Consider the following 23,105-nt stretch of genomic DNA (forward strand, 5'->3'; position numbering starts at 1 on the left):
CACTTAAGGAGCGACCATGAAGTTCCGCCGCACTCTGGCCTTCTCCGCCGCCGTCACCGCGTCCCTGGCCCTCGCCGGGCCCGCCGCCGCGACAAACCGTCCCCTGAGGATTCTCGGCGCCACCGCCGATACAGCGCTCACCCAGCGGTGGCAGGACTTCGGCCGCCGCCCCGGCGTCGGCTGGGCCGCGGCCGACGGCACCTACTCGACGCGGCTGCCGTCCGGTTTGGACGTCTGGCTGTACAACGACACGTTCTTCGGGCCCGTGCGCGCCGACGACAGCCTGCCGGAGTCGTCGCCGTTCACGCACAACTCGGCCGTACTGTCCACACCGGACGCGAAGCACATCCTCACCACGATCGCGCCCGGCCCGCCGGGACACCCGAAGTCACTCGTCGGCCCGACGCCGAACAGCCCGGGCGAGCCGAACGACTACTGGTACTGGAACGGCGACGGCATCGTCGACGGCGGGAAGCTGCGGGTCATCGAGTTCGAGCAGGCGCCGACCGACGACCCGCCGCCGTTCAACTTCGCCTGGACCAAGACGAAACTCGCGACGCTCGACCCGTACACGTTCCGGCTGGAGAAGCTCACCGACGTCGCCTCGGTCGGCAATGTCCAGTGGGGCACCGAGCTGACGCGCGACGGCGCGTGGACCTACATCTACGGCGTCGAGGGCGAAGGCTTCACGAAGTACCTGCACGTCGCGCGCGCCCCGATCGGCCGGCTCGACGGGCCGTGGCAGTTCCGCACGGCGAACGGCTGGACGGCCGACCCGGCGGCGTCGGCGCGGCTGCTCGGCAACGTCGGCAGCTCCTTCGGCGTCACGCCGGTGGGCGGCGAGTACCTGCTCACGACGTTCGGCTCAGGCCTGGAGAGCACCATCCACGCCTACCACGCGAGCAGCCCCGTCGGGCCGTTCACCGGCGGCGAGACGATCTACACCGCGCCGGAAGCCGGAAACGGGCGCTACACCTACAACGTCGCGGCGCACCCCGAGATCAGCAAGCCCGGGGAGCTCGTCATCTCCTACAACACCAACAGCGAGAAGCTGGCCGACCTGTACGCGAACATCGACAACAACCGCCCGCGGTTCGTCGATCTCAAGCTCTCCCGATAGGAGCCCCGACCGTGAGCGGTCTGTCCCGTCGTACGTTCCTGCAGTCCAACGCCGTCCTGCTCGCCGCACTCGGGGTGCCGGCCGCGCTCCCCGCCGCGGCCGAGGCCCAGCCGGCGACCGATCTGGCCCGCTACCGGCCGGTGACGGTGTCCTCCACGGCGTACGCGCCGACGCCGGCCTGGTTCGCCGTCGACGGCCTGGCCGAAACCGGCGTGAAGGGCTCGGGCTGGCGCGCGGGGGCGGGTGATCCCCAGTGGATCGCCGTGGACCTGCAGGCCGCGTGCCGGATCGAGTCGGTGGTGCTGGTGTTCGAGGCGACCGCCGCGGACCCGGTGTTCACCCCGGCGTCCGGGATCAACCCGTTCCTGAACACCACCGGCTGGGAGGTGCTGTCCAGCTCCGCGGTCGCGTTCACCCTCGACGTCTCGGCGGACGGCCGCACCTGGCAGACGGTCCACACCGCCACGGACTCCCCCGGCGGCCGCGTCGAGATCGCCCTGCAGAAACCCGTCACGGCCCGCTGGGTGCGGCTCACCGCGAAGCAGCAGGCGAACGCGAACCCGTTGGGTGTCAACGCCTTCGAGGTGTACGGCCGGTCCGACCGCCCGCGGCCGGACGCCACCGGCTGGACCGACTGGGGACGGCACACCGGCCGCCCGCCCGCACTGGCTACGGCTGCGGATGGGACCGTAGCTTTGGAAACGGGCTGGACGCTGACCATGGACTCGCGGCTGCCCTCCGCCGACGGCGCCGCGCTCGCCCGCGCCGGTGTCGACACGTCGACTTGGCTGCCGGCGACCGTGCCCGGCACCGTGCACACGTCGCTGGTGGAGCAGGGCAAGTTGCCGGAGCCGACGTCCGGGTTCGGCAACATGCGCGCCCCGGAAGCGCTTTCGCGGCACAGCTGGTGGTACCGCCGCGAGTTCGCGCTGCCGCACGGGTTCGACGCCGGCCGCCGCGTCTGGCTGGAGTTCGACGGGATCGACCACCACGCCGAGGTCTGGGTCGACGGGACCACCGTCGGCTCCCTCACCCACCCGGTCGCGCGGGCCGCCTTCGACGTCACGAGCGCGTTGCGCGGGAAGGACGCGCACGCGCTGGCCGTGCGGATCGACCCGATGCCGCACCCGGGCAACCCCGGCGACAAGGGCCCCGACGGCGTCTCGACGTTGAACTCCAACGCCGAGCAGCAGGACCTGCCGGGCTACATCTCGATCAGCGGCTGGGACTGGATGCCCGGCGTCCGCGACCGCGGCGCGGGCATCTGGAACCACGTCCGGCTGCGTTCGACCGGCGACGCCGTGCTCGGCGAACCGCGCGTCGACACCCGGCTGCCGAACCTGCCGGACACCTCGGTCGCCGAGGTGACGCTGGTCGTGCCCGTGCGCAACGCCTCCTCGGTGGCCCGGACCGTGACGGTCGGCGCCGAGCTGGCGGGCGCCCGGGTGAGCCGTCGGGTGAACCTCGCGGCGGGCGCGTCTCTCGACGTCACGTTCGGCCCGGCCACCGATCCGGCGTTGCGGCTGCGGCGGCCGGAACTGTGGTGGCCCAACGGGTACGGCGACCCGAAACTGCACCCGCTGACCACCACGGTGAGCGTCGGCAACCAGGTCAGCGACCGCCGGACCGTCCAAGTGGGACTGCGGCAGTTCGGCTACACCGCGACCCAGCCGATCGTGATCGACCCGGCCACGAACCACTCCGCGCCCCAGACGGTGGAGTTCGACCGGACGACCGCGCGGTACCTGCGGATCCAGGGCGGGAAGCGCGCTACCGGCTACGGGATTTCCCTGTGGACACTGTCCGTTGTGGATGGTTCCGGGCCGGACCTGGCCCAGGGCAAGACCGCGACGGCGTCCTCTGAGGACAACGCGAACGACCAGGCCGGCAACGCCGTGGACGGCCGCGACGACACGCGCTGGTCGTCGGGTTACTCCGACAACCAGTGGATCCAGGTGGACCTGGGCGCGGCGGCTGCGTTCGACCACGTGGTGCTCACCTGGGAGACCGCGTACGCGCTGACGTTCACCGTGCAGGTCTCCGACGACGGCGCGACCTGGACCGACGTCAAGAAGGTCAGCAATTCCGGCACGCCGCTCCAGATCAGCGTCAACGGCGTGCGGGTGCTGGCCAAGGGCGGCAACTGGGGTTTCGACGAGCTGCTGCGCCGGGTGCTGCCCCACCGGATGGCCGACGCCGTCGCGCTGCACCGCGACATGAACTTCACGATGATCCGCAACTGGGTCGGGTCCAGCAACCGCGAGGAGTTCTTCGCCGCGTGTGACGAGAACGGCATCCTGGTGTGGAACGACTTCTGGGCCGGGGACGCGATCTTCCCGCCGGACAACGACGTCTTCCTCATCATCGCGACCGACACCGTCGTGCGGTACCGGCACCATCCGTCCATTGTGGTCTGGTGCGCCACGAACGAGAGCGACCCGCCCGCCGCGATGGACGCCGGGCTGCGGAAGATGCTCGCGGTGCAGCAACCGGAGCTGTGGTACCAGGGCAACTCGGCGGGTGGCGTCGTCACCGGGCACGGGCCGTACTCGTGGATCGACCCCGCGCGTTACTTCGACGGTGACACGTATTCCATCGGCAGCTACGGCTTCCACAGCGAGATCGGCCTGCCGACCGTGCCGGTCGCGGAGAGCATGCGGCGCCTCGCCGCCGACCAGCCGTCGTGGCCGATCGGCGACGTCTGGTTCCACCACGACTGGTGCACCCGCGGCGGCCAGAACCCGGACACCTACCGCGGCGCGATCGAGGACCGCTTCGGGCCGGGGACCTCGCTCGACGACTTCTGCGCGAAGGCCCAGCTCGTCAACTACGAGAGCATGCGGGCGATCTTCGAGGCCTACAACGCGGCGTTGTGGGACGACGCGTCGGGGGTGCTGCTGTGGATGTCGCACCCGGCGCACCACAGCACGGTCTGGCAGACCTACGACTACGACCTCGACACGAACGGCAGCTTCCACGGCGCGCGCAAGGGCTGTGAGCCGCTGCACGTGCAGGCGCGGCTGTCGGACTGGCAGGTGCACGCGGTCAACCAGACCGCGCGGAACCTCGACGGCGCCACGGTGCACGCCGAGCTGCTCGACCTGCGCGGACGCTCCCTCGGTACGCCGGTTTCCGCGCCGGTGTCGGTACCCGCGTCGTCGGTCAAGGCGGCTTTCGCCGTGCCGTTCACCGACGCGCTGCCCGCCCTGCACCTGCTGCGCCTGCGCTTGGTCGGGCGGGACGGCGCCGAGCTGTCCCGCAACGTCTACTGGCGCTACCGCACCCCCGCGGACGCCCGCGAGCTGACTCGCACTCCGGCCGACGTCTCCCTGCGGGTCGGCCCGATCCGGCGCGACGGCGACCGCAGCGAAGCCGTGGTGACGCTGCGCAACACCGGCCGCGTCGTCACCGCGGGCTCCCGCGTCTCGGCCCGAGACGCCCGCACCGACGAGCGGATACTTCCGTTGCGCTGCAGCGAGAACTACCTCTGGCTGCTCCCCGGCGAGACGGCCACGGTGACGGTTTCGTGGCCGTCCCACGCCCTCCCGTCGGGCCGCCCGCGATTCGTGGTGGAGGGGCTGAACGTGCCGCGCCGCACCAGCTGACCGCGGTACGGTGCCGTGTGCGCAGAAACCCGGTGGTGTTCGCGTTGTCGGTTTCGGTGCTGGTGAGCGGCTGCGGGGGCGAAACCCCGGCGCCGTCACCACCACCTGTGGCGACCACGACCGCGGTCACGTCGGCGGCACCGGCCACCACGAGCACCCCGAGCATGCCGGGCAAGTGCGGCTTCACGCTCAACCTGGGCACCGGCGCGGCCACCACCACCGGCGACCAGCCGCAGATCACCCACACCCAGGGCGGGCTGTTCGTCGCCTGCGCCGGCGGGCCGCTGCTGCAGCTGCGGGGCGACCGGGACACACCGGCGCTGGCCGTCGGCTTCGACGGCAAGCAGACCCGGCTGACCCAGGGCAACGCGGCGGTCGTCGGGCCCTACCGGTTCACCCTGCTGGAGCAGTCCGGCAACGGCGGCCGGCAGCTCGGATTCGAGCTGGCGAAGAGCTGATCAACCCCGCAGGACACGATCAAGTGCCGCGGGTCTTCAGTGCGGCTTGCCACCGGAAAACCCCGGTCCCCGTTCCGCCCCATCAGCACCAGGAACAAGCCCTTCAACACGGCCAAGCCGATCAGCCCCGCAAGACACGATCAAGAGCCACCCGGCCCACGAGTCCCCAAAGCGGCACCGCGAAGACCCCGATCCCCGTTCTCCCCCATCAGCATCAAGAACAAGCCCTTCAACACGGCCAAGCCGATCAGCCCCGCAAGACACGATCAAGAGCCACCCGGCCCACGAGTCCCCAAAGCGGCACCGCGAAGACCCCGATCCCCGTTCTCCCCCATGAACATCAGGAACAAGCCCTTCAACACGGCCAAGCCGATCAGCCCCGCAAGACACGATCAAGAACCACCCGGCCCACAGGTCCCCAATGCGGCTTACCACCAGGAAAACCCCGATCCCCGTTCTGCCCCATCAGCATCAAGAACAAGCTCTTCAACGCGGCCAGCCCGCGGGCGCGCCGGATCGTCGCCTCCTCCGCACGCGCGTACCTCGCGAAGAACCGCGCGGCCATGCCTTCGGGGAGCAGCACCCAGGCGGCGGCGAGGTCCCACGCCGGATCGCCGGCGAACAGGTCGCCGAAGTCGACGATGCCCGAGAGCGTTCCGTCCGAGACGACGACGTTCGCGGGGTGGAGGTCGCCGTGCACCCACACCGGCGGGCCCTCCCATGCCGGGGCCGCGACGGCGTCGTCCCAGACGGCCTGGACGTCGGCGGCGTCGCCGGGGGCGACGGCCTGGAGGAAGTTCTCGAAGCCGCCCGTGCAGTCCCGGGGATGGGCGCCGCGGTCCGTGGCGGCCGGCGCGTCGGCGGGCGCCGGCACGTGGAGCGCCCGGAGGAAGTCCGCCAGGGTGTCGGCCGCGTGGGTGCCGCGGCTGATCGAGCCGTGGTCGAGCGGCTCGCCGGGCACCCACGTCATCACGGTCCACAGCTTGGGGAACCGCTCGGACGGCGCGCCGGACCGCACCGGGGTCGGCACCGGGAGCGGCAGGAGCGGGGCCAGCACCGGCAGCCATCGCCGCTCCTTGAGCTGGAGCACCGGAGTGGGGTCCATGCGCTGCATCCGCACGGACAGCTCGTCGCCGAGCCGCCACATCTGGTTGCCCCAGCCGCCCGCCACCTCGCGGATGGCCAGCCCCGCGAGGTCCGGGTGCTGGTCCCGCAGCAGGTCGCGGACCAGATCCGCGGTGATCTCGAGCTCGGTGCCGGTCATGCCGAGACACAGTACCGAGGGCGGCTCCCACTCCCGGAATCGTCGGAAACTTTCCCTCCGTCACTCGAAAGAGTTACCGTGAGGGCCTCTGGAGGGAGCTTCACCCCATGACCCGTGTGACGCGCAGGAGTACTTTGCTGGCCCTGGTCGCCGTGACGGCGCTGGCGGGGTCCGCGGCCGCCGCCCCCGAGGCCGGCCTGACGCCCCGGCAGCTCGCCGGGCAGCGGGTGATCTACTCCTACCCCGGCCTCACCCCACCGGCCGCGCTCCTGCAGCGCATCCGCGCCGGTGAAGCGGCCGGCGTCATCTTCTTCGGCGAGAACATCCAGAGCAGCCAGCAGATCGCCGGGGTCGTGCAGCAGCTGCGCGCCGCGTCGGCGCAGAGCCCGGTGCCCTACCCGCTGCTCCTGATGACCGACCAGGAGGGCGGCCAGGTGCGCCGGCTGCCGGGTGAGCCCGCCCTGTCGGAGAAGCAGGTCGGGCAGGCGGCCGATCCGGTGGCCGCCGCGACCACCGCCGGCCGCGGCGCGGGCTACACGCTCGCCGCGGCCGGGATGAACGTCAACCTGGCGCCGGTGCTCGACGTCTACCGCCAGCCGGGCGACTTCATCGACCAGTACGGCCGGTCCTACAGCAACGACCCGGCCGTCGCCGGCCGCCTGGGCGCCGCGGACGTCACCGCGCAGCAGGCCACCGGCGTCGCGGCGACCGCCAAGCACTTCCCCGGCCTGGGCTCGGCCCCGGCGGGCGCGAACACCGACACGGCGCCGGTGACGCTGAACGTGCCCCTGGCCGAGCTGCGCGCGACGGACGAAGGACCGTACTCGTCGGCGATCCGGGCGCGGGTGAACCTCGTGATGCTGTCCTGGGCCGTCTACCCGGCGCTCGACGCCGCTCGCCCGGCCGGGCTCTCCCCCACCGTCATCCAGCAGGAACTGCGGCAGCGCAACGGTTTCGGCGGCATCACCATCACCGACGCGCTCGAGGCCCGCGCGCTGGCCTCCTACGGGAGCACCGGCAACCGCGCGGTGCTGGCGGCCGGCGCGGGATCGGACCTCGTCCTGGCCTCGGCCCGCGACGTCACCCAAGGCGACAACGCCGCCGACGCCCTCGCCACCGCACTGGGCAACGGCACCCTGTCCGCCGCGGACTTCACCGCCGCGGTCGACCGGGTCTCCGACCTGCGGAGCCAGCTGCACTGACCACCGACGTACAGGGCGTTATTCCGCGCTCCGGGCGCGCCAGGCCGCCTGCATCGACGCTTCGCGCCGGGCGAACTGGGCGTCGCGCCGCGCCTGCCACACCGACTGGGACACCATCCGGGTCACCAGGAGCTGGTCGGGCGCGTAGTCGGTCGCGGCGTCGGCCACCTCAAGCCCCGCCGCCGTCAGGATCTTCCGCATCGCCGCGGCCATCGCCTCGCCGATCGCGGACGTCAGCTGCCCGAACGCCGCACACTCCGCACCCTCCTGGTGCGGGTCTTCGGACCAGGCCTCCTCCAGCGCGTCGAGCAGGACCACGTGCTCGCACCAGCCGACCACGACACCCCGCAGATCCGGCACGTCGACCTTCACGACCGCGCCGGCGGCACCGATCGGCTCTTCCCCGGGCAACACGGGCAACCCCGCGGCGGCCAGCTCGGCCTGGACGACGTCGCGCAGGACCTCCAGCTGGAGCCGCAGATCCGGCTCCGGCCCGGCAGGTGTCTCCGTCATACCCGCCATCCTCACAGACATCCGGGGGTGACGGGCTCCGCGAGCACGTCCGGGGCGACCGCAGCCGGCCGACCAGCGCCGATGCCGATCAGCGGCAGGGCCCGGCAACGGTCTTCACGCGCCGAGGTCGATCCGGTACCGCAGCACGGTGCCCCGCTCGGTGAGGACTCCGCCGTGGTGCTCGATCGTCTTCCTCGACGCGGTGTTGCCGGGCGCGCAGACCAGCACCACCCGGTCCAGGCCGAGCGACCGCGCCTCGTCGAGCATCCGGCCCAGCGCCCACGTGCCGAGCCCGCGGCCGCGCGCGGCCGGCCTCAGGCCGTAGCCGATGTGGCCGGCCAGCCGCACGAGCTCGCCGGACCCGTGCCGGAGCGCGATTCCGCCGAGCACCACGTCGTCCTCGACGATCCACCGGTACCGCGTCCCGCCGTCGCCGGCCAGGCGCGCGACCCAGGCCGCGAAGCCGGCCGGCGAGCCGACGTCGTCCTCGGGCCGCAGCCCGAAGCCGTCCTCGTGGACGCCCGGCCCCCACTCCGCGTGCGCCTCGAGCCAGGCGTCACGCAGCCGCTCGGTGGGCGCAACCAGTTTCGGCATCCCCGGCCTCCTGCCGCTATTCTGCGCCGATGCGCGAAAGCTTTCACGGAGATCTGGCCCGGCTCGGCGAACAGCTGGGCGCGATGTGCGGTCTGGCCGCCGAGGCCATGAGGCGGGCGAACCGGGCGCTGCTGACCGCCGACCTGCAGCTGGCCGAGGAGGTCCTGACCGGCGACGACCAGCTCGACCGGGCCCGCGAGGCCTGTGAGGAGCAGGCCCAGTCGCTGCTCGCGCTGCAGGCGCCCGTCGCCGGGGACCTGCGCACCATCCTCGCCGCGGTCTACTGCGCGGAGAAGATCGAGCGCATGGGCGACCTCGCCGCGCACGTCGCCGACGCCGCCCGCTTCACCCACCCCGACCACGCCGTGCCCGCCGAGCTCGAAGGGGTGTTCACCGAACTGGGTGAGATCGGGGCGGGCATGGCCGACCGGGTGGGCGAGCTGATCCTCGGTGACGCCGAGGGCGGCCACGCCGAGCTCGACGAGACCGACCACGCCGTCGACGCCCTGCACGCCCGCGCGCTGGCCGCGATCACGAAGGACGACTGGGCGCACGGCGTCCAGGCGGCCAGCAACCTCGCCCTGCTCGCCCGCTTCCACGAGCGGTTCGCCGACCAGGCCGTCTCGGTGGCCAAACGGCTCGAATTCGCCGAAACCGGCCGGACGTCCACCACCTAGGAGTGGGGCGCGGGGCGAGGAACCACCGCCGCTCCTGGGCCGGCGGCAGGCGCTCCGGCCGAGAGGCCACGCGGTGACGGCCGCGCCGAACACCCGCGTCGCCGGGCTTTCCGCTCCACCCGCGCCGCTCAGCCCAGGATCGAGCGGCCCAGCCCGGTCAGCACCGCGTCGTCCTGCGGGGTGTGCACGCGGCTGCACAGCACGTCGCGGTAGTGCCGCTGCAGCGGGTTGCCGTGCGTCAGGCCGGGATTGCCCGCCAGCGCCACGGCCTGCTCGACCGCCTCGATGAGCAGCCGCGTGGCCAGCACCTTGGCCACCCCCGCGTGGGCGATCGCGTCCGCGTCGCCGTCGTCCACCCGGGCGGCGAGGCCGAAGAGGATCTCCTGGGCGCCGGTGATCCGCGCGGCGATCTCCCCCGCGCCGGTCTGGAACCGCGGCAGCGTCGACAGCGGCTTGCCCAGCCCGCTGGGGACGCGTTCGCGCAGGAACCCGGTCAGCCAGTCGAGGGCGTTGCGCGCGACGCCGAGGTACAACGCCGGGAGCGCCAAGGGAAACGTCAGCACCGGCGGTCGCTGGGTGTCCGGTGTGGACAGTCCGGCCGTGGCACCGGAAGGCACCGGGACGTCGGTGAAGATCACATCGTGGCTCGCGCTCGCCCGCAGGCCGAGGTGGTCCCACGTCGGCTCGATCGTGATGCCCGGGGCGTCCGCGCGGACCAGGAACCCGCCGACGCGCGGGTCGGGCTCGTCGGTGCGGGCCCAGACGACCATCCAGCGCAGGCCCACCGAGCCGGTCGAGTAGATCTTGCGGCCGGTCAGGCGCCAGCCGTCCGCGGTCCGGCGGGCGATCGTCGCGGGCAGGCCACCGCGGGTCGGTGAGCCGAGTTCGGGCTCCACGCGCAGCGCGTTGATCAGCACGGGCCGCTCGGCCGACTCCGCCAGCACCTCGCGGTAGACGTCGTCGGGCCACGACGGCGTGCTCGCCTGGCCGGCGTGGACGAACAGCGTCATCGCCGTGACCAGCGCGACCGACGGGTCGCCGCGGCCGAGTTCGGCGAGCAGGCGGGCCGTGTCGAGCACGCCCGCGCCCGGCCCGCCGTAACGCGGGTGCACGGTCGTCGTCAGCAAACCCGCCGCGTGCACCGATTCGACGCCTTCGTGCGGGAACGTCCCCGCACGATCGTGCTCGCCGGCGCGCGCGGCCAGCCCGGCGACGATCGACGGCAACGCGGCCGGGACGGGCGCGGGCACGGTGGCGACGCTCGTGGTCACGGGGTCCTCCGGAGGGGTCGGCTGCGGCGAGACGATAAGCCGACCGGCGCGGCGGGGACCAGAGGCGTCCAGCAAATGGACACCCGGAGGTGCCCAATTGACAGCGCGGGTGCTCGTGCCGTTCCCTGGCGCCTGCGTTTGTCTTGCGGCGAAAGGAAAGCAGATGCCCGTCGAGTTCGTCGGCATGATCGGCACCCGGGACGCGAGCGAGACCCGGCCGGCCCGGGGCCCGGTCATCGACCCCGGTTACGTCCGGCGGTTCGCCCGCGCCCACGAGGACGGCGGCTTCGACCGCGTGCTGATCGGGTACGGCGCGGGCTGGCCGGAGGGCCAGCAGGTGGCGGCCTACGCGGCCGCCCACACCGAGCGCCTCGGCCTGCTCATCGCCCACCGCCCGGGGTTCGTCGCGCCGACGCTGGCGGCGCGCGCGTTCGCCACCCTCGACCACTTCAGCGGCGGCCGCGTCGCCGTGCACACCATCACCGGCGGCAGCGACGTCGAGCAGGCCCGCGACGGCGACTACCTCGGCAAGGACGAGCGCTACGAGCGCACCGACGAGTACCTGGAGATCCTCAAGCGCTCCTGGACGTCGGGCGACGCGTTTTCCCACCACGGCAAGCACTACCGGCTCGACGACTACACCCCGCAGGTGCGGCCGCTGCAGAACCCGCGGATCCCGGTGTACTTCGGCGGTTCCTCGGAGGCCGCCTACCGGGTCGGCGGCAAGCACGCCGACGTCTTCGCGCTCTGGGGCGAACCGCTGGCCGAAACGGCCGAGCAGATCGCCGCCGTCCGCGCCGCGGCCAAGGCCGCCGGACGGCTCACGCTCCCCGGGATCAGCGTGTCGTTCCGCCCGATCCTCGGCCCCACCGAGGACCTCGCCTGGGAACGCGCGCAGCGGATCCTCGACACCATCACCGCGTCCGGCGCGGCGAAGGCGGCCCGCGAGTGGCGCGACGGCGGCCAGCCGACCAACGTCGGCAGCGTCCGGCTGCTGGCCGCGGCCGCGAAGGCCGACCGCCACGACCGTGCACTGTGGACACCCACGGCCACCGCGACCGGTGCCGCGGGCAACTCGACCGCGCTCGTGGGCACCCCCGAGACGGTGGCGCAGGCCCTGCTGGACTACGTCGACATCGGCGTCACCACGCTGCTCATCCGCGGCTACGACCCCCTCGACGACGCGATCGACTACGGCAGGCACCTGCTGCCGCTGGTCCGTTCGGAGCTCGCCCGCCGCGGGCGGAAGCCGGCCGCGGCGGCCGCCGTATGACCCTGGCCGAAGCGATCCGCTGGGCACCGGCCGAGGGCGTCCCGGTCCGCGGCACGGTCGTGCTGCTGCCCGGCCGCGGCGAGCACCCCGCCCTCTACGCCCGGCTCGGCACGCGGCTCGCGTTCGACGGCTACCGCGTCACCGTGCCGGAGGCCGATCTGCCGGTGAAGGTCTCGGCGGGCCCGGGTCCCGTGGTGCTGCTCGGCCACGACACGGGCGCCGTCCGGGCCCTGGCCCTCGCCGCGCACCTGCCGGTCGACGCGGTGATCGCCAGCGGGCTCCCGCTCGGCGGTTCCACCGGCTGGGACGACGAGCTGGACGCGCGGACCGCCTGCCCGGTCCACCGCGCCCTGCTCGACGCCGACGACCGGTTCGCCCGCGGCGAGCTGCACACACCCGTCACCGGTCCGCTCGCCGAGCCCGAGGTGCCCGTCCTGGTCCTGCACGGTGAGGCGGACAAGGTCGCCGGCCCGGACGCCGCCCGGGCGTACGCGGCGAAGCTGCCGAAAAGCCGGTTCGTGCTCGTCGGCGGCGGCCGGCACGACGTGCTCAACGACGTCGACCACCGCAGCGTCGCGGCCGAGATCGTCCAGTTCCTGGAATGGCGCCGCGCCGGAACGGGCACCCCGGCGCTGGTCCGGGGATGATGGCGGGCATGCGCATCTCGGCCAGGGCGGACTACGCGATCAGGGTCCTGCTGGAGCTCGCCGCGGACACCACGCGGCCGATCACCTGCGAGGCCGTCGCGTCCACCCAGGACATCCCGGCGCGGTTCATCAAGGCCGTGCTGCGCGACCTGCGCCAGGCCGGGCTGGTCCGCAGCCAGCGCGGCTGCGAGGGCGGCTACTGGCTGGCCAGGGACGCGGCGGAGATCACCGTGCGGGACGCCGTCGCCGCGGTCGACGGCGAGTTCCTGAGCGTCCGCGGCGAGCCCCGCCCGGCCCTGGCCTACCACGGCACGGCCGCCGGGCTCACGCCGTTCTGGTCCGGGCTCGAGTCCGGCCTAGCCGCCATCCTGCGCGCGACGACCATCGCCGACCTGCTCACCGACGCGGCCGCCGACCGCGTAGCCACCTGAAAGGACAGCCATGACCGACCTCTGGCACCAGCCGCTGCGCCACATCCGCGGCGCGGACCTCACCGGCGACACCAACCAGACCACCGGGATGACCCGCCTGGAAGCGGTCTCCGGCAAGACCGTCGGGTCACAGAAGGTCTGGATGGGCGAAACGCACGTCGCGCCGGAGACCAACTCCGGCGACCACCACCACGGCGAGGCCGAGACCGCCATCTACGTCAAGTCCGGCCACCCGGTGTTCGTCTTCGCCGACGGTGACGAGGAAATCCGGCTGGAGACCAGCCCCGGCGACTACATCTTCGTGCCGCCGTACGTGCCGCACCGCGAGGAGAACCCGACCGGCGAAGAGGCCGTCGTGATCATCGCGCGCAGCAGCCAGGAAGGCATCGTGGTCAACCTGCCGAGTCTCTGGTCCCCGGTCGACGTCCCCGCGGAGTGACCCGTGGTGCTCGAAGTCGTCGAGTACACCGACCCCGCCTGCCCGTGGGCGTGGGGTTCGGAGCCGAAGTTCCGCTGGCTGCGCGGAAAACTGCCCGGTGCCGAATGGCGCCGGGTGTTCGGCATCCTCTTCGACGACGACGAGGACCCGGCACCGGACCCGGCCGCCGAGGCGGCCTGGTACGCGAAGTTCATCGACGGCGTCACCGAGCACACCGGCGCCCCGAAGCCACCCCGTCTCGAGTGGGTCGCGCGGACGAGCTGGCCGGCTTCTCTGGCCGCGAAAGCCGCTGAGGCGCAAGGGGAAACCGTCGCCGACCTCGTCCTGAGCCGGCTGCGCGAGACGACGTTCGTGCACGGCACCCCGGCCGACGACACCGGCCGGGTGCTCGCCGCCGTCGAGGACGTCCCCGGCCTCGACCTCGCGGCGTTGCACACGGCCATGCTGAGCGACGAAGTCCGCCAGGCCGTCCGCGAAGACTGGCGGGAAACCCGGAACCCGTGCCCGGAGGTCCTCGACATCACCGCGCCCGGGCCGCACAGCGGCCGCGCGAAGCACCTCGAGCACCACGTCCGCTACGCCCTGCCGACGCTGACCTTCACCGGCCCCGGCGGCCGGTTCGTCGTGCCCGGCTGGCGTCCGCTGCGGGAGTACGCCGACGCCGTGCGCGCGGCCACCGGCGTCACACTCGACTGTCCACAGTAGATCCTTCCCGGTTCGTGGGAACCCGCCGGGGAGCGTTGACTCTCCCGGGCCGCTGGGCAGAATAGACACATACCGGTGACCATTTGGTCCGCGTCACCGGGTCTTCCTCCGGCGACACCGTTTTGGGGAGTTCCCGCATGCCTTCGAAACCCCGGCTCGCGCTGCTACTGCTGGCCGCCCTGCTCGGCCTCACCACGCTCACCGCGTGCGGATCGTCCACTTCGGACGCTTCGGGTGAGGTCGTGCTGCGCGTCGGCGACCAGACCGGCGCCACGCAGTCCCGGCTGAAGGCCGCCGGGCTGCTCGACAACCTGCCGTACAAGATCGAGTGGTCGCAGTTCGCCGCGGCCGTCAACCTGCACGAGGCCCTGCGCGCCGACGCGATCGACATCGGCGGCGCCAACGACTCCCCCACGGTCACCGCGATCGCCGGCGGCTCGAAGATCAAGGTGGCCGCGGCCTGGAGCAACGGCGGCAAGGGCACCTACATCCTGGTGCCCAAGGACAGCCCGATCCGCACACTCGCCGACCTCAAGGGCAAGCGGGTCTCGCCGACCACCCGCGGCAGCGTCGCGCACTACCTCGTCATCGGCGCGCTGAAGCAGGCCGGGCTGAGCGACAAGGACGTCACGCTCAACTTCCTCGCCCCGACCGAGGCGAACTCCGCCTTCGCGACCGGCAGCATCGACGCCTGGGCCACCTGGAGCGTCTACGCCGCCCGCGCCCGCGGCGAACTCGGCGCGCGCGTGCTGTCCGACGGCGCGGGCATCAACAGCGGGCTGAACGTCCTGTCCGCCACCGACACCGCGCTGGCCGATCCCCGCAAGCGGACCGCGATCCAGGACTTCGCGAGCCGCGTCGACAAGGGGTACGCCTGGTCGAAGGACAACCCCGGCGCGTTCGACAAGTGGTACGCGGGCTTCGCGCACCAGCCGATCGAGGTCGCCACCCAGGTCCGGCCGGACGAGACGACCTACCAGCGCATCCCGGTCGACGCCGCGCTCGCCGGCCAGCTGCAGAAGACGTACGACACCTGGGTCCAGCAGGGGCTTTTTCCCGGCGGCAAGGACTTGAGCAAGTACATCGACTCCGGGATCGATCCGCGGTGACGCGCGCCGTGGTCGTCCCGTCGACGTCGCTCCCGGCGAGCGCGCGGGCCCGGAGCCGGGGGTTCCCGTACCGCGCGGTGTCGTGGCTGACACCGGTTGCCGTGCTCGCGCTCTGGGAACTGCTGGCCCGCCTGGGGATTCTGCCCAAGCAGGTGCTCCCGGCGCCGAGCGGCGTCCTGGCCAAGGCCGGCGACCTGCTCGCCGACGGCGAACTGGTGACGAACCTGCTGGCCAGCCTGCAGCGCTCGGCCACCGGGTTCGCCATCGGGGCGAGCCTCGGCGTCGCGCTCGGGCTGCTCGTCGGACTGTCCAAAGTGGCCGAAGCGCTGCTCGACCGCAGCATCCAGATGGTGCGTGCGGTCCCGTTCCTGGCGATCCTGCCGCTGGTGATCGTCTGGTTCGGGATCGGCGAGGCCGGGAAGATCTTCCTGATCTCCCTGGGTTCCGCCGTGCCGTTGTACTTGACGACGGTGCTCGGCATCCGCCAGATCGACCCGAAGCTGCTGGAGATGACCGACGTCGTCGGCCTCGGCCGCGCGGCGCAGATCCGGTGGGTGGTCCTGCCGGGCGCGCTGCCCTCGATCCTGGGCGGGCTGCGGCTTTCGCTCACCGCGGCCTGGCTCGCGCTGGTCATCGCGGAGACCCTCGGCGCCGACGCCGGGCTCGGGTTCATGGCCACCAACGCCCGGGAGTTCCTGCAGACCGACGTGATCGTGCTCGTCGTGATCATCTACGCCGTGATCGGGATCCTCTGCGACCTCGTGACCCGGCTGCTCGAACGCCGCCTGCTGCGCTGGCACCCCACCTACGCCCGCCTGACCGCCTGAGGAACCGCCATGACACTCTCGCGACGCACCTTCCTGACCGCTGCCGGACTGGCCGCCGTGGCCGCTCCGCTCGCCGCGTGCGCCACCGGCTCGGCCGGCGGCGCCACCCAGGGCAAGGTCCGGCTGACCTACAGCACGATTTCGCTGCCCAAGGCCCGGGGCGTGCTGGAGAAGACGCTCAAGGACCAGGGCCTCACGGTCGAGTGGGTCGGGCCGTTCCCCAACCACGCGCCGACGCTGCAGGCCGTCGTCGGCGGCACCGCGGACTTCAGCTTCGGCGGCAGCACCACCCCGGCCGACCAGGCGATCCTCTCCGGCGCCGACCTCGTGTACGTCGCCTGGGCCGCGTCCACCCCGCGCACCACCGCGATCGTCGCCGGGGCCAACACCGGGATCCAGAAGGTGACGGACCTGGTCGGCAAGACCGTCGCGGTCAACAAGGCGGGCCTCGGCGAGTTCCTTCTCGTAGCGGCGCTGGAGAAGTACAAGGTGCCGCGCGAGTCCGTCAAGGTCACCTACCTCAACCCGCCCGAGGCGTCCGCCGCGTTCGGTGCCGGCAAGATCGACGCCTGGGCCATCTGGCAGGGCTTCCGCGAGATCGCCGAGGTGCAGTACGGCGCCAAGCCGATCTTCGTCGACGGCGACGAGCTGGACTTCCAGATCGACTTCACCAGCTACCTCGTCCGCCGCGAGTACGCCGAGCAGAACGCCGACACGATCCGCAAGGTGATCACGGCGTTCCAGGCCGACCAGGACTGGCAGAACCAGCACTACAAGGAGTCCCTCGACATCGGCAACGCCGTCTCGCACTACCCGCAGGCGGTGCTGGACAAGATGGCCGCGAAGAACGTCCAGACGAAACTGGCGCTCATCAACGACGACGGGATCGCGCAGCTGCAGCGCGGCGCCGACTGGCTGAGCCGGCGGAAGATCCTGAGCGGGCCGATCACCGTCGCCGACCACGCCGTCAAGCTGTGAGTACCGCCGTGCGCGTCCGCGCACTGACCAAGAGCTTCGGCGACCGGACCGTCCTCAAGGGACTCGATCTGGACATCGCGCCCGGTGAGTTCGTCGCGCTGATCGGCGAAAGCGGTTGCGGCAAGACGACGCTGCTGCGCTTGCTGGCCGGGCTCGACGAGCCCGACGGCGGCGACCTGGCCGCGCCGCCCGAGCGGATGGTGGTGTTCCAGGAGCACCGGCTGCTGCCGTGGCGGCCGGTGTGGCAGAACGTCGCGGTCGGCCTCCCCCGCGCCGGGGCGCGCGAGGCCGCGACCCGGGCGCTGGCCGAGGTCGGCCTGACCGGGCACGCCGACGCCTGGCCCGCGACGCTGTCCGGCGGCGAGGCCCAGCGCGTCGCGCTCGCCCGGGCGCTGGTCCGCGAGCCGCGCCTGCTGCTGCTCGACGAGCCGTTCGCCGCCCTCGACGCGCTCACCCGGATCAAGATGCACGCCCTGGTCCGGCGGCTGGTCGGCGTGCACCGCCCGGCCGTCCTGCTGGTCACCCACGACGTCGACGAGGCGATCCTGCTCGCCGACCGGGTCGTCGCGCTGCGCGAAGGCCGGCTCGCGGCCGAGCACCGGGTCGACTTCGACGGCGAACGCAACCGCCGCAACCCCGAGTTCGAGGAGCTGCGCTACCGGCTGCTCGCCGAACTCGGGGTCGCGGCCGACGCCGAGCTGGCGGAGTCGCGATGACCGCCGACCTCGAACTCGCCGCCGACGTGCTCGTCGTCGGCGGGGGTCTCGCCGCGACCTGGACCGCCTTGGCCGCGGCCCAGGCCGGCGGGACCGTCGTCCTGGCCGACAAGGGCTACTGCGGCACCAGCGGCGTCACCGCCACGGCCGGGGTGACGCACTGGTTCGTGCCCCCGGAGCGGCACGAAGAGGCGATCGCCGAACGGCATGCGCACGCCGGCGGGCTCGCGGATCCCGAACAGGCGCTGCGCGTCCTGCGCACCACGTGGGAGCGACTGCCCACATTGGACAGGTACTACCCGTTCCCGGTCCGCGACGGGCAGCCCGACCGGACCAACAACGTCCGCGGCCCGGAGTACCTGCGCGCGATGCGCGGGCTGATCCACCGGGCGGGCGTCCGGATCCTCGACCACCACCCGGCGCTGGAACTGCTGCTGCGCCCGGACGGCTCAGCGGGCGGCGCGGCCGGGGTGCGCCGTCAAGCCGGGGGCTCCTGGCGCGTCCGGGCGGGCGCGGTGGTGCTGGCGACGGGCGGGACGGCGTTCCGCTCGAACCTGCTCGGCTCACGCGGCAACACCGGCGACGGGCACCTGATGGCCGTCGAGGCCGGCGCGCGCCTGTCGGGCATGGAGTTCTCGAACTACTACACGCTCGCCCCGGCGTACTCGACGATGGCGCGCTCGATGTCGTACCTCTTCGGGACGTACACCGACGCCGACGGTGTCGAGATCGAGCTGCCGCCGGGCCCGGACCGCAACCGCGTCCTCGGCGCAGCGATGCTGCGCGGGCCCGTCTTCACCACGCTGGACCGGACGCCGTCCTGGGTGCGGGAGCGGATCCACCTGGTGCAGCCCAACTTCCTGCTGCCGTTCGCCCGGCGCGGCATCGACCCGTTCACCGAGCGGTTCGAGGTCACGCTGCTCGGCGAGGGCACGATCCGCGGCGTCGGCGGACTGGTCGTCACCGGCCCGGACTGCACCACCGACGTCCCCGGCCTGTTCGCCGCGGGCGACGTCGCGAGCCGGGTGCCGGTGGTCGGCGCGATCTCCGGCGGCGGCTCGCCGAACTCCGCGTGGGCGGTGTCCTCGGGCACCTGGGCCGGGCGCGCCGCGGTCCGGCACGCCCGTGCGGCGGGTCCGGCACCGCTGCGCGCGGCAGGCCGCGCGGGGATCCGCCCGAGCGGCCGGGCGTCCACCGTGGACACCGCCGGTGTCGTCGACGTCGTGCGCGAGGAGCTGAACGCGTACGGCAAGAACATGTTCCGCGACGAGCCCGGTCTCCAAGCCTCTTTGTCTACATTGGATTCCCTGTGGACGGTCGTCGACGGCGGCCTGACCGGGACCGGCCGCGATGCCGTCACGGCCCGCGAAACCGCGTCGCTGGTGGCCATGGGCCGCTGGGTCAAGGCGGCGGCCCTGCGCCGGCACGAGACCCGGGGCATGCACTGGCGCACCGACGACCCCGCCTGGAAGGAGGCCGTCGCGTGATCGAACTCGTGCTCGCCGACCGCTGCATCGCGTGTGACAAGTGCGTGCGGGTCTGCCCGACCGACGTCTTCGACGCCGTCCCGGACGCCCCGCCCGTCATCGCCCGCCAGGCCGACTGCCAGACGTGCTTCCTGTGCGAGCTGTACTGCCCGGTCGACGCGCTGTTCGTCGACCCCGACTGCCGCACCCCGGTGGCGGCCGACGAATCCGCGATCCGCGGCACCGACTGGCCCGCCCAGTACCGGCGTGACTCCGGCTGGGGCCGGGCGCGCCGCACCCACCCGAACGAGAGCTGGCGGATGGGCGACATCTTCGCCCTCGCCCGCACCCTGCTGACCGAGGACACCCCCGTGAGCGGGCCCACCGCCCAGCCCATGCGCCCCAATGTGGCGTTGGGTGCGTCCAACGCACCGAACGCCACATTGGGTGCGTCCAGCGCACCCAACGCCACATTGGGTGCGTCCACCACTCCGCCCAGCAAGGAGACCCCGTGAGCGTCGAATTCATCGGCTACGCCGCCGCCCGCCAGGCCAGTGAGATCGTCGCGCCGGAGGGGCCGGTCATCCAGCCCGGCTACCTGCGCGAGGTCGCCCGCGCCCACGAGGAAGCCGGGTTCGACCGCGTGCTGATCGCCCAGTCGGCGAGCAGCCCGGACGGCTTCGTGCTCGCCGACCAGGTGCTGGCCGCCACCGAGCGGCTCGGCGTGCTGCTCGCCCACCGGCCCGGGTTCGTCGCGCCCACCCAGGCGGCGCGCAAGTTCGCCACGCTCGACGCGTTCCACCCCGGCCGGGTCGCGCTGCACGTGATCACCGGCGGCGACGACGCCGATCAGGCCCGCGACGGCGACCTCACCGACAAGGCCACCCGCTACCGGCGCACGGACGACTTCCTGAGCGTCGTGCGCAAGACGTGGGACGCGGCCGAGCCGTTCGACCACGACGGCGAGTTCTACCAGGTCCGCGGCGCCCGCTCGGACGTCCGGCCGGACCGGATCCCGGTCTACTTCGGCGGCGCGTCGGCCGACGCCATCCGGGTCGGCGCGAAGCACGCCGACGTCTACGCCTTCTGGGGCGAGCCGCTCGCCGGGATCGCCCAGCGCATCGAGGAGGTCCGGGCCGCCGCCGCGCCGCACGGGCGCACCCCGGCCTTCAGCGTCAGCCTCCGCCCGATCCCGGCGGCGACCGAAGCCGAGGCCTGGGACCGGGCGCGCGACATCCTGCGGCTCACCCAGGACCGCGTGGGCGAGTTCAAGGGCGTCCGCGACTCCAGCGCCGCCGTCGGCTCGCAGCGGCTGCTGGAAGCCGCGGCGACCGGCGAGGTCCACGACGAGCGGCTGTGGACAGCAGTGGCGAAGACGACCGGCGCGGCCGGGAACTCCACCGCGCTGGTCGGCAGCTACGAGCAGGTCGCGGACTCGCTGCTGGACTACCTCCGGCTCGGCGTCGGCACGCTGCTGATCCGCGGGTTCTCGCCGCTGGCCGACGCCCGGGACTACGGCGCGCTCGTCCGGCTGGTCCGCGAGCGCGCCGGCGCGGCTACCGTCGGAGCATGAGGCCGAGCACGTCGCACTGGGGTGCGTTCTCCGCCGACGTCACCGGCGGCCGGCTGCGGGTGGTCCCGCACCCGGCCGACCCGGCGCCGTCGCCGCTGCTCGGGAACCTGGCCGCGGCGCTGGACCACCCGAGCCGCGTCGCCCGGCCAGCCGTCCGCCGCGGCTGGCTCGAGGACGGTCCCGGACCCGACGAACGGCGCGGCCGGGACGAGTTCGTCGAGGTGCCGTGGGACGAGGTCCTCGACCGGGTCGCCGCCGAGCTCGGGCGCGTCCGGGAGGAGCACGGCAACCAGGCGATCTTCGGCGGCTCGTACGGCTGGGCCAGCGCCGGGCGGTTCCACCACGCGCAGAGCCAGCTGCACCGGTTCCTCAACACGATCGGCGGCTACACCGGCTCCCGCAACAGCTACAGCAACGGGACGTCGTCGGTGCTGCTGCCGCACGTCGTGGGCGACGCGCACGCGGTGCTGCGGCAGGCGTCGACCTGGCCGACGATCGCCGAGCACACCGAGCTGATCGTGGCCTTCGGCGGCGTGCCGGAGAAGAACGTGTTCGTCACGCCCGGCGGCGTCACCGAGCACGGCACCCCCGGGCACCTCGCCCGGCTGCGGGCCCGGGTCGCGCTGGTGAGCCCGCTGCGCGACGACCTGCCGTCCACAGTGGACGCCCGGTGGTACCCGATCAGGCCCGCCACCGACACGGCGCTGATGATGGGGCTCGCGCACACGCTCGTCGCCGAAGGGCTGCACGATCGCGACTTCCTGGCCCGGTACTGCGCCGGGTACGCCGAGTTCGAGCGGTACCTGCTCGGCACCGGCAAGGACGCGCACTGGGCGAGCGGGATCACCGGCATCCCCGCCGCCGACATCGTCGCGCTGGCCCGGGAAATGGCCGCCCACCGAACCCTGGTCACGGTGACCTGGTCGTTACAGCGCACCGAACACGGCGAGCAGCCGGTGTGGGCGGGCATCACGCTGGCCGCGATGCTGGGCCAGATCGGCCTGCCCGGCGGCGGGTTCGGGCACGGTTACGGCTCGATGGGCGACGTCGGCGACACCGGCCCGGAGGTCCGGACGCCGTACCTGCCCCAGGGCGTCAACCCGGTCCGCGAGTTCATCCCGGTCGCCCGGATCGCCGACCTGCTGCTGCACCCCGGCGCGTCCTACGACTACGACGGCGAAGTCCGGCGGTACCCGGACATCCGGCTCGTCCACTGGGCGGGCGGCAACCCGTTCCACCACCACCAGGACCTCAACCGGCTGCGCCGCGCGTTCACCCGGCCGGACACGGTGGTGGTGCACGAGCCGTTCTGGACCGCGACGGCCCGGCACGCCGACGTCGTCCTGCCGGTCACGACGACGCTCGAACGCGAGGACCTCGGCTCCGGCCGCCGCGACACCCACCTGATCGCGATGCACCGGATCACCGAGCCGCGCGGCGAGAGCCGCGACGACCACACGATCTTCGCGGCTCTCGCCGAGCGGCTCGGCGTCGAAAAGGCGTTCACGGAAGGACGTTCGCCGCGGGAATGGCTGGAGCACCTCTACGAAGAGTGGCGCGTTTCCTCCGGTGCCCCGCCGTTCGCCGAGTTCTGGGCGGCGGGTGAGCTACGACTCCCACCGGGACCGACGCACCACACGCTGCTGGCGGACTTCCGCGCCGACCCGGACGTCCACCCGCTGAAGACCCCCAGCGGGCGGATCGAGATCACGTCGGCGGTCGTCGCCGGGTTCGGGTACGACGACTGTCCGGGCCACCCGGTCTGGTTGCCACCCAAGGAAACCGGCCCGTTGCGGCTGATCGCGAACCAGCCGCGCACCCGGCTGCACAGCCAGCTCGACGGCGGCGCCGTCAGCCGCGCGGGCAAGGTGGCGGGCCGCGAGGCGATCCGCCTCAACCCGGCCGACGCGGCGGCCCGGGGCATCGGCCCCGGCGACGTCGTCCGGGTGTTCAACGCGCGCGGCGCGTGCCTGGCGGGCGCGGTCCTCGACGACGCCGTGCGCCCCGGCGTCGCCCAGCTCCCGACCGGCGCCTGGTTCGATCCGGTCGACGACCACCCGGCGAGCCCGTTGTGCGCCCACGGCAACCCGAACGTGCTGACCGCGGACGTGCCGTCGTCGCGGCTGTCCCAGGGCTGCGCAGGCCAGCACGCAGCCGTGGACGTCGAGCGCTTCGACGGCCCGCTCCCCGAGGTCACCGCGCTGCGGCCGCCCCCGCTCTGACCCGGCGGAGGTTCA

22 protein-coding genes are annotated in these 23,105 nt (G+C 73.0%); 18 read left to right on the forward strand and 4 right to left on the reverse strand.

Features of this window, described 5'->3' with window-relative positions; all coding sequences use genetic code 11:
* Window positions 1–16: 16 nt before the first annotated feature.
* From VA596_RS23090 to VA596_RS23100, 3 genes are read left to right on the forward strand one after another with little or no spacing between them, the layout of a single operon-like run.
* On the forward strand, window positions 17–1,120 hold the full coding sequence (locus VA596_RS23090; protein WP_323329925.1) for a DUF5005 domain-containing protein: 1,104 nt from the start codon (window positions 17–19) through the stop codon (window positions 1,118–1,120).
* Between the two features lie 11 nt (window positions 1,121–1,131).
* Entirely contained in the window at window positions 1,132–4,725 is a 3,594-nt protein-coding gene (locus tag VA596_RS23095; protein WP_323329926.1) for a discoidin domain-containing protein, read from the forward strand.
* A 17-nt stretch (window positions 4,726–4,742) separates the two neighbouring features.
* Window positions 4,743–5,183 carry a hypothetical protein gene (locus tag VA596_RS23100; RefSeq protein ID WP_323329927.1) on the forward strand — a complete coding sequence of 147 codons (441 nt, stop codon included), beginning with the start codon at window positions 4,743–4,745 and terminating at the stop codon, window positions 5,181–5,183.
* A gap of 373 nt (window positions 5,184–5,556) precedes the next feature.
* Here the strand turns inward: VA596_RS23100 and VA596_RS23105 are convergent, their stop codons facing one another.
* Window positions 5,557–6,447, reverse strand: coding sequence for a phosphotransferase (locus VA596_RS23105; RefSeq protein WP_323329928.1), 891 nt, complete (start codon window positions 6,445–6,447; stop codon window positions 5,557–5,559).
* Between the two features lie 107 nt (window positions 6,448–6,554).
* Here VA596_RS23105 and VA596_RS23110 point away from each other — a divergent pair, with 107 nt between their 5' ends.
* On the forward strand, window positions 6,555–7,649 hold the full coding sequence (locus VA596_RS23110) for a glycoside hydrolase family 3 N-terminal domain-containing protein (RefSeq protein ID WP_323329929.1): 1,095 nt from the start codon (window positions 6,555–6,557) through the stop codon (window positions 7,647–7,649).
* A gap of 18 nt (window positions 7,650–7,667) precedes the next feature.
* On the opposite strand, the gene VA596_RS23115 is transcribed toward VA596_RS23110, so the two are convergent.
* The gene (locus tag VA596_RS23115) at window positions 7,668–8,162 is read right to left on the reverse strand and encodes a hypothetical protein (RefSeq protein WP_323329930.1); all 495 of its coding nucleotides are present in this window, start codon (window positions 8,160–8,162) and stop codon (window positions 7,668–7,670) included.
* A 114-nt stretch (window positions 8,163–8,276) separates the two neighbouring features.
* On the reverse strand, window positions 8,277–8,756 hold the full coding sequence (locus tag VA596_RS23120; RefSeq protein ID WP_323329931.1) for a GNAT family N-acetyltransferase: 480 nt from the start codon (window positions 8,754–8,756) through the stop codon (window positions 8,277–8,279).
* Window positions 8,757–8,785: 29 nt separating this feature from the next.
* Here VA596_RS23120 and VA596_RS23125 point away from each other — a divergent pair, with 29 nt between their 5' ends.
* Complete coding sequence (locus tag VA596_RS23125) at window positions 8,786–9,433, forward strand: phosphate signaling complex PhoU family protein (RefSeq protein WP_323329932.1); 648 nt, start codon at window positions 8,786–8,788, stop codon at window positions 9,431–9,433.
* 128 nt (window positions 9,434–9,561) lie between these two features.
* Here VA596_RS23125 and VA596_RS23130 read toward each other — a convergent pair whose 3' ends face one another.
* Window positions 9,562–10,704 carry an acyl-CoA dehydrogenase family protein gene (locus tag VA596_RS23130; RefSeq protein WP_323329933.1) on the reverse strand — a complete coding sequence of 381 codons (1,143 nt, stop codon included), beginning with the start codon at window positions 10,702–10,704 and terminating at the stop codon, window positions 9,562–9,564.
* Between the two features lie 163 nt (window positions 10,705–10,867).
* Here VA596_RS23130 and VA596_RS23135 point away from each other — a divergent pair, with 163 nt between their 5' ends.
* From VA596_RS23135 to VA596_RS23195, 13 genes are all read left to right on the forward strand, one after another.
* Window positions 10,868–11,977, forward strand: a complete 1,110-nt coding sequence (locus VA596_RS23135; RefSeq protein ID WP_323329934.1) for an LLM class flavin-dependent oxidoreductase — start codon at window positions 10,868–10,870, stop codon at window positions 11,975–11,977.
* A complete protein-coding gene (locus tag VA596_RS23140; protein WP_323329935.1) occupies window positions 11,974–12,624 on the forward strand; it encodes an alpha/beta hydrolase in 651 nt (216 codons plus the stop codon). Before VA596_RS23135 ends, VA596_RS23140 begins: the two co-directional genes overlap by 4 nt.
* Before the next feature lie 8 nt (window positions 12,625–12,632).
* Window positions 12,633–13,055, forward strand: a complete 423-nt coding sequence (locus tag VA596_RS23145) for an RrF2 family transcriptional regulator (protein WP_323329936.1) — start codon at window positions 12,633–12,635, stop codon at window positions 13,053–13,055.
* Between the two features lie 10 nt (window positions 13,056–13,065).
* On the forward strand, window positions 13,066–13,494 hold the full coding sequence (locus tag VA596_RS23150; protein ID WP_323329937.1) for a cupin domain-containing protein: 429 nt from the start codon (window positions 13,066–13,068) through the stop codon (window positions 13,492–13,494).
* 3 nt (window positions 13,495–13,497) lie between these two features.
* Window positions 13,498–14,199 (forward strand): DsbA family oxidoreductase, encoded by a 702-nt coding sequence (locus tag VA596_RS23155; protein WP_323329938.1) that lies wholly within the window; start codon window positions 13,498–13,500, stop codon window positions 14,197–14,199.
* 137 nt (window positions 14,200–14,336) lie between these two features.
* Window positions 14,337–15,308 carry an ABC transporter substrate-binding protein gene (locus VA596_RS23160; protein WP_323329939.1) on the forward strand — a complete coding sequence of 324 codons (972 nt, stop codon included), beginning with the start codon at window positions 14,337–14,339 and terminating at the stop codon, window positions 15,306–15,308.
* Complete coding sequence (locus VA596_RS23165; protein WP_323329940.1) at window positions 15,305–16,135, forward strand: ABC transporter permease subunit; 831 nt, start codon at window positions 15,305–15,307, stop codon at window positions 16,133–16,135. Before VA596_RS23160 ends, VA596_RS23165 begins: the two co-directional genes overlap by 4 nt.
* Before the next feature lie 9 nt (window positions 16,136–16,144).
* A complete protein-coding gene (locus VA596_RS23170) occupies window positions 16,145–17,113 on the forward strand; it encodes an aliphatic sulfonate ABC transporter substrate-binding protein (RefSeq protein WP_323329941.1) in 969 nt (322 codons plus the stop codon).
* Complete coding sequence (locus VA596_RS23175; protein WP_323329942.1) at window positions 17,110–17,829, forward strand: ABC transporter ATP-binding protein; 720 nt, start codon at window positions 17,110–17,112, stop codon at window positions 17,827–17,829. Before VA596_RS23170 ends, VA596_RS23175 begins: the two co-directional genes overlap by 4 nt.
* Window positions 17,826–19,316, forward strand: a complete 1,491-nt coding sequence (locus VA596_RS23180) for an FAD-binding protein (RefSeq protein ID WP_323329943.1) — start codon at window positions 17,826–17,828, stop codon at window positions 19,314–19,316. Before VA596_RS23175 ends, VA596_RS23180 begins: the two co-directional genes overlap by 4 nt.
* Entirely contained in the window at window positions 19,313–19,810 is a 498-nt protein-coding gene (locus VA596_RS23185) for a ferredoxin family protein (protein ID WP_323329944.1), read from the forward strand. The genes VA596_RS23180 and VA596_RS23185 overlap by 4 nt, the downstream gene beginning before the upstream one ends.
* Window positions 19,807–20,868 (forward strand): LLM class flavin-dependent oxidoreductase, encoded by a 1,062-nt coding sequence (locus tag VA596_RS23190; RefSeq protein ID WP_323329945.1) that lies wholly within the window; start codon window positions 19,807–19,809, stop codon window positions 20,866–20,868. Before VA596_RS23185 ends, VA596_RS23190 begins: the two co-directional genes overlap by 4 nt.
* Window positions 20,865–23,090 (forward strand): molybdopterin-dependent oxidoreductase, encoded by a 2,226-nt coding sequence (locus VA596_RS23195; protein WP_323329946.1) that lies wholly within the window; start codon window positions 20,865–20,867, stop codon window positions 23,088–23,090. Before VA596_RS23190 ends, VA596_RS23195 begins: the two co-directional genes overlap by 4 nt.
* The last annotated feature ends 15 nt before the right edge of the window (window positions 23,091–23,105 follow it).

The organism is Amycolatopsis heterodermiae (genome assembly GCF_034929455.1).
GTDB classification, from domain to species: Bacteria; Actinomycetota; Actinomycetes; order Mycobacteriales; family Pseudonocardiaceae; genus Amycolatopsis; species Amycolatopsis heterodermiae.